Annotated in this window: 12 protein-coding genes; 8 read left to right on the top strand and 4 right to left on the bottom strand. The window is 54.5% G+C overall.

Features of this window, described 5'->3' with window-relative positions:
* Positions 1–21: 21 nt before the first annotated feature.
* A complete protein-coding gene (gene rlmF / locus HV242_RS06775; RefSeq protein WP_063858342.1) occupies positions 22–933 on the bottom strand; it encodes a 23S rRNA (adenine(1618)-N(6))-methyltransferase RlmF in 912 nt (303 codons plus the stop codon).
* A gap of 243 nt (positions 934–1176) precedes the next feature.
* Between rlmF and mcbA the strand changes: the two genes are divergently transcribed.
* The 3 genes from mcbA to ybiJ all read left to right on the top strand — a co-directional run bounded on the left by mcbA (position 1177) and on the right by ybiJ (position 2373).
* On the top strand, positions 1177–1443 hold the full coding sequence (mcbA, locus tag HV242_RS06770) for a DUF1471 family periplasmic protein McbA (protein WP_032677729.1): 267 nt from the start codon (positions 1177–1179) through the stop codon (positions 1441–1443).
* A gap of 117 nt (positions 1444–1560) precedes the next feature.
* A complete protein-coding gene (locus HV242_RS06765; RefSeq protein WP_014169247.1) occupies positions 1561–1827 on the top strand; it encodes a DksA/TraR family C4-type zinc finger protein in 267 nt (88 codons plus the stop codon).
* Positions 1828–2112: 285 nt separating this feature from the next.
* On the top strand, positions 2113–2373 hold the full coding sequence (gene ybiJ, locus HV242_RS06760; RefSeq protein WP_020884917.1) for a DUF1471 family protein YbiJ: 261 nt from the start codon (positions 2113–2115) through the stop codon (positions 2371–2373).
* A 117-nt stretch (positions 2374–2490) separates the two neighbouring features.
* Here ybiJ and ybiB read toward each other — a convergent pair whose 3' ends face one another.
* Positions 2491–3453 carry a DNA-binding protein YbiB gene (ybiB, locus tag HV242_RS06755; RefSeq protein WP_032677728.1) on the bottom strand — a complete coding sequence of 321 codons (963 nt, stop codon included), beginning with the start codon at positions 3451–3453 and terminating at the stop codon, positions 2491–2493.
* 256 nt (positions 3454–3709) lie between these two features.
* Here ybiB and HV242_RS06750 point away from each other — a divergent pair, with 256 nt between their 5' ends.
* The 5 genes from HV242_RS06750 (at position 3710) to HV242_RS06730 (ending at position 9080) form a co-directional block, all read left to right on the top strand.
* Positions 3710–4246 (top strand): fimbrial protein, encoded by a 537-nt coding sequence (locus HV242_RS06750; RefSeq protein ID WP_014169244.1) that lies wholly within the window; start codon positions 3710–3712, stop codon positions 4244–4246.
* Between the two features lie 68 nt (positions 4247–4314).
* The gene (locus HV242_RS06745) at positions 4315–4989 is read left to right on the top strand and encodes a fimbrial biogenesis chaperone (protein ID WP_050737361.1); all 675 of its coding nucleotides are present in this window, start codon (positions 4315–4317) and stop codon (positions 4987–4989) included.
* A gap of 26 nt (positions 4990–5015) precedes the next feature.
* The gene (locus tag HV242_RS06740; protein WP_154816601.1) at positions 5016–7559 is read left to right on the top strand and encodes a fimbria/pilus outer membrane usher protein; all 2544 of its coding nucleotides are present in this window, start codon (positions 5016–5018) and stop codon (positions 7557–7559) included.
* Between the two features lie 22 nt (positions 7560–7581).
* Positions 7582–8571 (top strand): fimbrial protein, encoded by a 990-nt coding sequence (locus tag HV242_RS06735; RefSeq protein WP_020884921.1) that lies wholly within the window; start codon positions 7582–7584, stop codon positions 8569–8571.
* Between the two features lie 5 nt (positions 8572–8576).
* The gene (locus HV242_RS06730) at positions 8577–9080 is read left to right on the top strand and encodes a fimbrial protein (protein ID WP_050737476.1); all 504 of its coding nucleotides are present in this window, start codon (positions 8577–8579) and stop codon (positions 9078–9080) included.
* Here the strand turns inward: HV242_RS06730 and dinG are convergent.
* Complete coding sequence (gene dinG / locus HV242_RS06725) at positions 9067–11244, bottom strand: ATP-dependent DNA helicase DinG (protein ID WP_050737362.1); 2178 nt, start codon at positions 11242–11244, stop codon at positions 9067–9069. The genes HV242_RS06730 and dinG overlap by 14 nt on opposite strands.
* Before the next feature lie 96 nt (positions 11245–11340).
* Positions 11341–12729: an ATP-dependent RNA helicase RhlE gene (gene rhlE, locus HV242_RS06720; protein ID WP_020884924.1), complete on the bottom strand. Its 1389-nt coding sequence runs from the start codon at positions 12727–12729 to the stop codon at positions 11341–11343.
* Between the last annotated feature and the right edge of the window lie 104 nt (positions 12730–12833).

Raw genomic sequence — 12833 nt, 5'->3', positions numbered from 1 at the left:
CTTACCCGGCCTGCCTGTGGGTTATTTACTGCGCTTGTTAGCGTCCATAAAAGACCAGGCGATAAAGCGGCTCTGCTTCTGGCCTTGCGCCATCTCTTTTTTCACCACGTTAACGGCACCCACATCGGTCAGTGCACGGTAGAGGGGGGGCAGGTTATCCCCACGGGATACCAGCGTCGTGAACCATTTAACCTGACGGCCAAATACTTTACTTTCCTCAATCATTCGCAGGATGAATGCCACTTCTCCCCCTTCGCACCACAGTTCCTGTTGCTGCCCCCCAAAGTTCAGCGCGGCATCTTCCGCCTGACCGAGATTGCGGCGTTTGCGCTCGCTGCCCGCACGGGCGGTGGCCGCGGAGTCATGGAACGGTGGGTTACACAGGGTGGCATCGTAGCTTTCGTTCTTGTGGATAATCCCGTTGAAGATCGATGCGGCTTCTTTCTGCCGACGCAAGCGGACAGACCGGCTTAACCCAGGGTTGGCGTTGATAATCGCCTGTGCGCTGGAAAACGCCTCATTACCGATTTCACTGCCGGTAAAGCGCCAGTGATATTCATGAACGCCAATCAACGGATAAATCAGGTTCGCCCCGGTACCGATATCAAGCACGGATGCTTGCTCAGGGATGACACCGTTGCGATCGTCTGCGAGAAGATCGGCAAGATGGTGGAGATAATCGGCCCGCCCCGGCACGGGTGGGCAGAGAAAGCCTTCCGGAATATCCCAGTGCGCCACACCGTAATAGTGTGCCAGCAGGGCTTTATTGAGCATTTTAACCGCCTGCGGATCGGCAAAGTTGACCGAAGGTTCACCGGCAGGTGTCTGCACAATGTAGTCCTGCAGCGAAGGACAGCTCTGACACAACGCATTCATGTCATAGCGGTTACGATGGCGATTTCGTGGGTGCAATCCCGGCTTTTGGGAAGTCATGGCTTTCTCCTTTAAACAGCGGCGTAAGATACCCTTTGCAGGCTCAACGGTAAATATTTCTCTGCGACGCTCAAAAACCCGTCATAAATCAAACACCTTTATGTCTATGATCTGTCAGTAAAACGTCAGTTTTTATCGTTCAAAAAATAAGCAGATCATCATCAAATTTTTGCGCTAAATCACACTCGCCAGGCTTCTAAACTTAAAGGGAATCACCTGTTGTTTCCTCATGAGGATGTGATTATGAAAAAATACCTGACCCTTGTTGTTCTCGCGGGTGCACTGGCTACCGCGTCATTCTCTGCCATGGCGGTACAGTCATTGACCGACAATACAGACACCAGCCAGCTTAAGCCTGCGGGCACCGTCTCGGTAAGCCGCGCAAGTAACCTTGACGATCTCCAGAATAAACTCGCCGAAAAAGCCCGCCAGGAAGGGGCTAAAGGTTTCGTGGTTAACGCCGCGGGCGGGGATAACCATATGTATGGCACGGCGACCATTTATAAATAACGTCTCTTTCTATAAACAAACTGCATCTGCCTGACAGATGCAGTTCCTCTCTGCCTTGACTGCACGTTTTTTCACCCCATAGTAAAAACAGGGTTTAACAGATTCCAGGAGTAAACCATGGCTTCCGGTTGGGCGAATGATGACGCCGTTAACGAACAAATCAACAGTACAATTGAAGATGCGGTTGCACGCGCTCGCGGTGAAATTCCGCGCGGTGAAAGTCTCTATGAATGTGAAGAGTGCGGAGAAGTGATCCCGGAAGCGCGGCGCAAAGCCATACCGGGCGTACGGTTATGCATCGCCTGCCAGCAGGAGAAAGATTCGAAAAATAGCGCTCACTCAGGATATAATCGCAGGGGATCGAAAGACAGCCAGCTACGTTGACTTTCCTTTACCGAAGTTAACGGCGCAGGCGGTTACCTTTACGCTCACGGTTTTTTGCGAACCGCGTAGCAAAATGTGCCCTTCTCGTCGCGTCTGTAAAGCGCAGCTACAAGAAGTGTAAAGTCGTCCTCTGAATTTATTAATATTCAATAAGTTATTTGTCATTCAATTTTTTTGAGCAACCACGTCAATTCTCTTCGATTTTCTCTCGCATAAAAAAACGTGATACTTATCACATCGACGGAACATCGTCCCCTTAACAGAATCACCTGCGAGAGATTAATTATGAAAACCATCAAATATGCTGTTGCTGCTGTTGCCCTGTCCGCTCTGTCTTTCGGCGCTTTTGCTGCAGAACCTGTGTCTCCATCTCAGGCGCAGAGCATGAACAAACTCGGTGTGGTAAGTGCTGAAGGCGCGACCACTCTGGACGGTCTGGAAGCGAAACTGGCTGAGAAAGCTGCTGCTGCCGGTGCAAGCGGATACACCATCACCTCCGCGAACACCAATAACAAACTGAGCGGTACTGCGGTTATCTATAAGTAATTGACTGAATGCTCCACCCTCGCCATACCCTCTGGTGAGCTGCTCCAACCCTCATTGACCCTGTTGTTGTTACCCTTGCTTGCCCGTCCGCCACTGGACGGGCTTTTTTTTTGGGGCTTAAAACGTCTTCCCGACGCGTTCCATCCCTGCCTCTACGGATTCAACTTCACCGGTCGCCAGCAGGCAACAGGCCATCTGCAGCTTGATCGCGTGCGGTACCGGAACCTTTCCGGCCAGGCACTGCTCAATCCAGTGGGCGGTGGTATGCGGATCTTTTGCGTCAGGCAGGATCGCGTCGGAACGCTCTTCCCCTCGCTCGAGAATGGCGCGCGTGCCAGCGGAATCAATCAGCATCATCTGTGGGCAGCGCTGCGGGTTAGCATAAACCTCGCCTTCCGTGCCGTGCATCAACAAGGCCCTGCCGCCTATGTCTTCAAAGAATTTCCCCACGCGCGTCACGTACTCCGGGTGAGAGACGCTGGAAAGACGCAGAGCCGCGTCTTCGCCAAACGGCGTAGCCAGTTTCGCCAGCGTATGCGCGCTGTTACGCACGCCCATGCGCCAGCGCATATCCAGCTGCTTCTCCAGCGGGGGGCAAAGGGCTCCGACAGGGATATAAACCGGCTGATGGCCATCAAGCTTCGCCTGTGCCTGGCCGGCATGCCGTGTGGGTTCGATACCCAGCATGCCGAAAATCGTTTCGGTCAGCACGCGGGTTGGATCTTCGCTTACGCCATGCACCACCACCGGGAAGCCCAGCTTGTGCAATAAAATAGCGAGCAGCGGCGTCAGGTTGGCCTGCTTGCGTGCCCCGTTATAGCTCGGGATCACAATCGGCATCGGTTTTGCCACTGGCGCATTTAAGCGCAGGGTCTGCGCCTGCATTGCTTCGTAGAAGCCGCGCATCTCCGCTTCGCCTTCTCCTTTGATACGCAGCGCTATCAGGATACCGCCCATTTCAAGGTCGGGTACGTCACCGTTGAGCATATGCGTATAGAGCGCACGAGCGGTTTCATGGTCCAGATCGCGGGCATGATTTTTCCCTCGTCCTACCTCTTTGATAATTTTGCGATAATCCACGACATCTCTCCTGACAGCTTCATCTTGTTAACAATATAGCCCTGAAGAACGTCTGGCCGTTAGTGTTTTTGAACCGGATCATCCTTCTGTTTTTATGACGAAAAAAGAAACTCAAGCACTATTTCAATTATTTGTGATTGCCGTTGAAGATTCTTACCCCACCCGTTTCTGATTAAATAACCAACGGAAAATCATTTAAGGTCAACGGTGAAAACGTCCAGGCAACGTTCTCACCAGAAACATACCAGGATTTGTTATGAACAAGGTTGCTATAGGTTTATTTATCGCCGCAACGGCAGGATGTTCTGCATCCGCATTTGCGGCAACAAACGGTGAAGGTCAGATTAACTTCACCGGTGAAATTATTGATTCTGCTTGTCAGGTAGTGAACGGGTTAAGTAATCCATTAAATGTTCAGTTAGGCAAAGTGTCTAAAACGGTATTTACCGGGGCTGGATCTACCAGCACATTAACCAAGTTTGATATTCAATTAAAGAATTGCCCGGAGACCGTGACTTCCGCCGCCATTAACTTCGGTGGCACGCCGGATCCGGATAACAACACTACGCTGGCATTAACGCCGGATGTAGATGCTGCAACAGGTGTCGCTATTCAACTGGTGGACGCATCTGAGCAACCGGTGAGTCTGTATACGCCCTCTCAGCAATATCCGTTAGCCTCCGGTACGGCGGTCAATAACCTGGAATTTGGAGCCCGTTATATTCAGACCCAGGCTGCAATCACCGCAGGCCTGGCAAACGCCGTGTCGACCTTCACCGTTATTTATAACTGATATTATCCATCCTGAGATATTAGCTCTGTTCTGAGAGTTAATATCTCTTCTTTTATTGAGATACCTTTATGCGCCACGGTTATTTACTGAGTGCTCTTTTACTGGTAGCCGCCACTTCCCATGCCGGTGTCGTCATTAATGGCACACGCCTGGTCTATCAGGGCGACAAAAAGGAGTCGTCTCTGGGTCTTTCAAACCCAGATGCCACGGATTATCTGGTACAGTCCTGGGTTGATTCTGGCGGTAAAAACCCGGCTAAAGCCCCCTTCCTGATCACCCCACCGCTGTTTCGTCTCGATGCGAAAGAGGATAACGTCCTGCGTGTCGTGCGCACCGGCGGGAATTTGCCCGAGGATCGTGAATCTCTCTACTGGCTTAATATCAAAGCTATTCCCTCGTCAAAGCACGTCGAAGGGGTAAATACCCTGCAGATTGCCATTAATACACGCATTAAATTGTTATATCGCCCGTCAGCAATAACAGGCAAACCCGACGCTGTGGCGGACAAGCTTCAGTGGCATCGTGAAGGTCACGACCTGGTTGTGAATAACCCGACACCTTTCTATATGAATTTCCAGACGGTGATGCTTAACGGCCATAAAGTGGATAAAGCCACCTGGGCAGTCCCCAAAACGGAAACGCACTTTGCCTTACCCGATAATGCCAGCGGGTCGACCGTCACTTACTCCATTATTACTGATTACGGCAGCATCAGTCAGACCTGGTCGGCATCCGTTCATTAACACCCACTCAGGCTATTAATATCATCATGTACAGCCATAAAAAGCCGTTCATCCATCGCCTTTCTTCAATGCTGGTCATTTTATGTGGCCTGGCACTGGCGATCTTTGCGCAGCAGGTTATGGCTGATGATTATTTCAACCCGGCATTACTGGATATTGATAATCCTCAACAGGGGAAAACCGACCTGTCTGTTTATGAAAAAGGACCGGGACAAGCCCCCGGGAAATATCAGGTCAATATTTTCATCAACAATAATAAAATTGATACCCGTGATGTCACGTTCAAATTAATAAAAGACGCTCAGGGCAATCATTCTCTTCAACCCTGCTTTAGCCTGGATGAGCTAAAAAACCTTGGGATCAAAACCCGGCAGTATCCCCCGCTGATGGCTAAAGGCCAGTGCGCCGATATAAACGCTATTCCCGCGGCATCTGCAACGTTTCAGGTTCGTCATCAGCAACTGTTGCTCAGTATTCCACAAACGGCGCTGGGCCAGGTCCCGCGCGGGTATATCGACCCGAAAACGTTCGACGAAGGGATCACCGCAGGTCTGCTGAACTACAGCGCCACCGCCAGCCAGAGCCATGCCCGTGTGCAGGGAGAGCAGGATAACAGCAGCCAGTACGTTAACCTGCGCCCGGGCCTCAATGTGGGGGCCTGGCGCATACGCAATTATTCCACGTGGAATCGCAGTACAACGGGCAACGAGGAAGAGCACAGGTTCTCCTCCGTCTACACCTATGCTCAACGCGATATCGTGGCGATGAAAAGCGATATGACCGTCGGGCAAAGCACCTCGCCGTCGGACGTTTTCGACAGCGTGCCCTATACCGGGGTTGAACTGAAATCCGATAACGACATGCTCCCGGACAGTGAAAAAGGCTATGCGCCGATTATTCGCGGCACTGCCCACAGCAATGCGCTGGTGATGGTTCGTCAGAACGGTTACGTCATTTATCAGAACACGGTTGCACCCGGTGCGTTTGAAATTAACGATCTCTATCCCACCGGCAGCAGCGGCGATCTGCAGGTCACCGTGAAAGAGACCGACGGCAGCGAAAGTCACTTTGTCGTGCCCTACGCCTCGGTCCCGGTACTGCAGCGTGAAAAGAATCTCCGCTACAGCGTGACCGCCGGGCGTTACCGGTCTTACGATAAGGACGTAGAGCAAACCCCGTTTGCCGAGGGCAGCGCCATCTACGGCATGCCATTGGGTTTCACCGCCTACGGTGGTGCGCAGCAGAGTCGCCATTATCAGTCCCGGGCGCTGGGCGTCGGGAAAAACCTGGGCGATTTGGGTGCCTTCTCCCTTGATGTCACCCGCGCCAAAGCGCTGCTGAAAAAGCAGCAGGCCAGCAAAGGCCGCTCCTGGCGCGTTCGCTACAGCAAAGATTTTGTCGCCTCGGGCACTCACTTCTCCCTGGCGGGCTATCGCTACAACAGCAAAGGGTTTTACACCCTGGAAGACACGATGGAGTCTTACACCCGTTCAGACAACGGGTCTGCGCCGCAGCAGCGACGTGCCCGAACGGAAGCCACCGTCGACCAGACGCTGCCCGCGGGCTGGGGCTCTGTCACCCTGAGCCTGGTCAAAGAGACCTACTGGAGCCAGAGCCAGGATATGACCTCCATGAGCGTCAGCTACAACAACAGCTGGCACGGCGTCAGCTACAGCCTGAGCTACAGCATGAACAAAAACACCCAGGACAGCGATGCGAACGGTGACGATGTGATGAACGACAACCAGTTCTCGCTAAACGTCTCCGTTCCACTGGATCGCTGGATGCATAACACCTGGGCCACCTACAACCTCAACAACACCAAAGACGGTACGACGCAGAACATCGGCCTTAACGGTACCGCGCTGAAGGGAGACAACCTCAACTGGAATATTCAGGAGGGGCTGAGCAGCACCGGTAGCGGAAACTCCACCAGCATGAACGCCGATTATAAAGCGACCTATGGCGAAGTGAGCGGCGGGGTAAGCCAGGATAAATATCAGCAAACCGTAAACGTCGGGCTGCAGGGTGGCGCGATCGTGCACGCCAACGGGATAACCCTGAGCCAGCCGCTCGGAGAGACCATTGCGCTGGTGAAAGCACCGGGAACACACGGTACGCATATCGCCAATCAGACGGGCGTTGAGACCGACTTCCGCGGCTATACCGTCGTGCCGTTTGTTACCCCTTATCGCCACAATACCATTGCGCTGGATACCGAAACCCTGCCCGACGAGGCCGACGTGACGCACGCAGCGTACGTTGTTACCCCGACACGCGGGGCCGTGGTGCGCGCCAGCTTTAATACCCGCGTGGGCAGCCGCGTGCTGATGACGCTGACGCACAACGGTAAACCGCTGCCCTTCGGTGCGACGGTAACAACGGAGGATAAGGACAGCGAATTTATTGTCGGCAATGACGGCCAGACCTATCTCTCCGGCCTGCCAAAGCAAGGGCATCTCGCCGTCACCTGGGGACAGGATGCGAGCGAGCATTGCGAGGCCGATTACGCCCTTACGGATGAGACAGAGAAAACCAACATCCTTAACGCTGCTGCGCAGTGCCACTGATTCACCGTTCAGGCAAACCATTATGCAAATGATTAAACAGTGCTTTTTCTTCCTGGTTCTGGGAACCGCCGCGTTATTTATGCCACATGCTAACGCGCTCTGTACCTCCTCCGATCTGCCAAAACAGATTAATGTGGCCTCCGTATCCGTCTCGAGCACGTTGCCGGTAGGTGCCACCATTCCGGGCACCGAGCAGACCGTTCACGTAGCGGGCAACTGCTATAACCCTTCTGACTTCGGGCTTCCGATTGTTGCGTGCTATTACGGCGCAGGTCTGGAGATCCCCGGTCTTTCTGGGGTGTATGAATCAGGGCTGGAAGGAATTGGCGTAGCGCTGATGAATGACAAAGGCCAGCGAATTACCGGTGCCGGGGGAATTTACTGTAATTCAAGCGGCACGCCGCTGGGCTATGTCTCCAACGACATTTCTGAGTCCTTTAACTTTAATGTCACGCTGGAACTGGTGAAAACGAGCAATACGGTCAAATCAGGTTCGCTTTCTCAGGCGGAGTCTAAATTTGGTGTCGGGGTTTATCAGCATGAAGGCATCAGCGATCCTAATACGATTTCCTATGCGGGCAATGTGAATCTCGAAACGGTTACCTGCTCTGTCCTGCCTAAAAACCTCACCGTGAACCTGGGCGATTTTCCCGTCAGTGATTTTATCAGTATCGGGTTGCTATCCAGCCCTGCACAAAACTTTGACGTCACGATTAATTGCGACAGCACTGTCCAGCCTGAGCTAAAGGTGACCAGCGCAAACGGCTACGAAACGGCATTCGAAGGGGTGATCAAATTGACTCAGCAGAACGGCATGGCAACCGGCGTGGGCGTGAGAATGCTCTTTGATGACCATCTCGCCACCTTTGACACCTATGTCAGCACCCGAAGCCAGGCCATCGCCAACGAAACCCTGCGAATACCGTTCGAGGTTCGTTACGAACAGGTCAGCAACGTGGTGACACCGGGGCCGGCCAATACCGTGGCGACGATCACTCTGGCTTATAAGTGACCAACATGAAAAAGACACTTGCGATCCTGATTCTCGGCTTGATTGCCCGGGCACAGGCGGACGATATTCAGATCCAGATGACAGGCAATATTTACGCCAACACCTGCATTATTGACAGCGCCAGCCGCAACCTGACGGTGGATTTAGGCCAGGCGGTATCAGGGGATTTTAAAAATGTGGGCGATACCGGCGCGTGGAAAGACTTTACGCTCTCGGTCTCGCATTGCCCTCCCACACTTGCGCTGGCGACCGCCTTTTTCTATGGTCAGGCCGACAGTACGCACCCGACAAAATTCGCCAATATCGGCAGTGCGAAAGGGTTGGCTCTGGAACTGGCAGACCGCCAGGACAATATACTCATTGCCCCGCAGGCAGCCTTTAACGTTCCGGTTAACTCAGCGGACCACACGGCATCGTTTCCTCTGGCTGCCCGCTATTATGCCAGCGCATTGCCCGTCACCGCCGGAACGTTTAACAGTGTGGTCCAGGTGACCTTTACTTACCAGTAGAACCGCGCCCCTTCGTACGGATGCTTTTACGCCGTCCGGCGGCAGGTTTTGCCGGACGTTTTTTAACGTCGGGCACGTCTGGCTGTTCAATCGGGAAAACAGGCAGAGCGTTGAGTAACCGCTGGCCGTAATTTTTGGTGAGCAGACGTTTGTCATAAATCACCACCTCTCCCCAGCAGCTGTGGCTACGGATCAGACGCCCCACCTGCTGAATCAGATTAAACGACGCCGCGGGTAAGCTTTGGACCTCGAACGGATAGCGATTGAGGCTTTTGAGCCATTCACCTTCGGTGATGACGACCGGGCTGTCGATGGGCGGGAAGGCGATTTTATGGATATGCACCTGCGTCAGGTAATCCCCCTTCAGATCCAGCCCCTCCGCGAATGACTGCAGCCCGATCAGCACGCTACGTTCCCCGTTATCAATGCGTTTGCGGTGCAGCTCTACCAGCCGGTAGCGAGGCTGATCGCCCTGCACCAGCAACAGTAATCGCAGGTCGGTAACGTGCTCCAGAAAACGCTGCATCGCCCTTCCACTGGCAAACAGGACCAGCATGCCGGGATATTTTTCACTCTCCAGCTGCTCGCGGAAATACGCTGCCATTTCGGCAATGTGCTGTTCTTCGTTGTCGATAAGCGGCTCATACTTCATGCGCGGAATGACCAGCTTGCCCTGTTCACAGTGGTTAAACGGCGAATCCAGCGCCACAAAACGGTCGCCGGCTTTCTCTTTCAGCCCGCTCATTTCCTGTAAACGGGAGAAACTGTTCAGGGAACGCAACGTCGCGGAAGTCACTACAACGTGCGGCACGCTGCGCCAGATAAGCTTTTCCAGCTGATCGGCAACACGAATCCCCACGCAGTGGAAAAACAGGTGCGCCTGTCCGTCTTTCACGTCACGGGTTGCCCATTTGGTGACCGGCGCACCGGACGCCTGCGCCATCGAGGCCAGACGCCAGAGCTTGCTCTGGGCTTCGAACATGCCCAACGCACGGTTCATCTGCAGCAGAATGCGGTGCAAACGTACCACGTCGTGGGTACCGGTTTTCTCACTGAGATCGTTTAAGAACATCTCCGCCAGCCCGCGCAGCTTTTCAAGGTGCTTCGCCAGTTGCTGGCAGATCTCCATCACCTCGTCGGGCAGCTCTCCCATCGCAAAGCGGTGCTCTGCTTCCTGGGTCGCCGGGAGATAAAGATTGAGTATGTTATTCAGGGAAGCAATAAGGCTGTAGACCGCTTCGCAATGTTCGCTCAGCCGCTCGGGCACCGCCAGCGGCGGCGTGGTTTTCGGGCGGAACTGCTCCATGCAGGTCGCCACCAGCTTGCAGAACAGATCCAGCTGCAGGCGGAACCATGGCGCGGTGATTTCGGCGCTCATTTCCAGCGCATCCCGCGCCACATCGGGCAAATGGTGGCCTTCATCGAGCACCAGCAGCAGGTTTTTGGGCTCCGGCAGGACGGCCTCACTCTCCAGCGCGGCCATGACCAGCGCGTGGTTAGCGACAACCACCTCCGCTTCCTGAATCTCCCGCCGTGCGACAAAGAACGGGCACTCGCGGTAGTAGTGGCAGTTGCGGTTAAGGCAACTGGCTTTATCGGTGCTGAGCCTGCGCCACAAATCATCGCTGATGGCATGGCTGGTGTGATCGCGAAGGCCGTCCCACTTGTAGCTGTCGAGCTCGGTTTTTAGCTTCGCGCACTGCTCCTGTTCCGCTTTGTTGTTCGGCGTCAGTTCATCATCCAGGAAGGCCAGCAGATCCTGCTGAGAGGGCTCACTGCTGGCGAGAGCCGCGAGATTGCGCGGACACACATAACGCCCGCGGCCAAAGGCGGCTGTAAATCGCAGTTCAGGGATAATTTTGCGCAGCAACGGCAGGTCTTTGCTGAAGATTTGATCCTGCAGGGCCACGTTAGCGGTGCTGACCACCAGCGTTTTTTGCTCTTCCCGCGCTATGGCAATGCCCGGGATTAAATACGAAAGGGTTTTCCCGACACCCGTCGGGGCTTCAATCGCCAGATGTCGTCCGTCGTCCCCGGAGAGCGTTTTTGCCACATCAGCAATCATCTGCCGCTGAGGCGCTCGGGGGATAAAATCGGGGATCTGCTGTTGTAGCGCCTTATACCAGGCGCCAATTTGCGCTTTGAGCGCCGCGGTTAAAGCCATCGGAGGACCTGAAATACTGTATAAACAGCCACTATTGTGGCACTTTCTTTCCGCTGCCGCAAAAGAAAAGCCCGGCTTTACGACCGGGCTTCCAGACTACTGCGGGTTAGCAGGTTTACGCGGGCGGCGTCGGCGCTGCCCTTCCCCTGCCGGTTTCCCCTCGCCGCTACGCCATGGGCTTTCACCGCCTGGCTTAGCCTCTGTATTACGACGCGGAGGTTTGCCCGCGGCTTTCGGTGCACCGCCTTCAGAACGACGCGGCTGCTGACTGCGCCCCCCGCCACCCTGACCACGACCACCGCCGCCGCCCTGACGGCCATTCTGAATAGGCTCCGCCTTGATGGACGGGTCCACGTCATAGCCTGGGGTTTCGATACGCGGGATCTCTTTTCTCAGCAGACGTTCGATATCACGCAGCAGTTTGTGTTCATCCACACACACCAGCGAAAGCGCTTCACCGGTTGCCGCCGCACGACCGGTACGACCGATACGGTGAACATAGTCTTCCGGTACGTTTGGCAGCTCGTAGTTGACGACGTGCGGCAGCTCTTCAATATCCAGGCCACGGGCAGCAATGTCGGTGGCAACCAGGACGCGAATGTCACCGGATTTAAATTCAGCCAGCGCGCGGGTACGTGCCCCCTGGCTTTTGTTGCCGTGGATCGCCGCGCTGCGGATACCGTCTTTATTCAGCTGTTCCGCCAGATGGTTAGCGCCGTGCTTGGTACGGGTAAAGACCAGCACCTGCTGCCAGTTGCCCTGACCAATCATATGGGAGAGCAGTTCCCGCTTACGCTTTTTATCAACGAAGTGTACGTGCTGGGTAATTTGCTCAGAGGCGGTGTTGCGGCGCGCCACTTCCACTTCCAGCGGGTTATGCAGCAGTTTTTCCGCCAGCGCCTTGATCTCATCAGAGAAGGTGGCAGAGAACAGCAGGTTCTGACGACGCGGTGGCAGCTTAGCCAGCACGCGACGAATGTCGTGGATAAAGCCCATATCCAGCATGCGGTCAGCTTCGTCCAGCACCAGGATTTCGATGCTATCAAGCTTCAGGGCATTCTGGTGCTCAAGATCCAACAGACGACCCGGCGTTGCCACCAGCACGTCCACGCCACCACGCAGCTTCATCATCTGCGGGTTAATGCTTACTCCACCGAAAACCACCAGCGAGCGAATGTTGAGATAGCGGCTGTACTCACGCACGTTCTCACCAATCTGGGCCGCCAGCTCACGCGTTGGGGTGAGGATCAGGGCACGCACCGGACGACGTCCTTTGGCGTGCGGCTGATTTTTTACCAGCAGCTCTAACAGCGGCAGGGTAAAACCCGCGGTCTTACCGGTACCGGTCTGGGCGCTGGCCATCAGGTCGCGGCCCTGCAGAACGGCCGGAATAGCCTGCTGCTGGATTGGGGTTGGCTCGACGTAGCCCTGCTCTGCGATAGCGCGCAAAATTTCAGGGTTCAGGCCAAGGGAATCAAAAGACATAAAAACTCCGAACCGCCCCGACCATCACAGGTGTAGTTTTCAGGGAGATATAACGAATAGGGAAGGACAAAAACCACAATGTCGTGAAGCAGCGGAGTGTAGCA

Origin of the sequence: Enterobacter sp. RHBSTW-00593 (assembly GCF_013784105.1) — a bacterium.
Taxonomy (GTDB): Bacteria; Pseudomonadota; Gammaproteobacteria; order Enterobacterales; family Enterobacteriaceae; genus Enterobacter; species Enterobacter ludwigii.
This window is presented reverse-complemented; position numbering and strand designations above follow the sequence as displayed.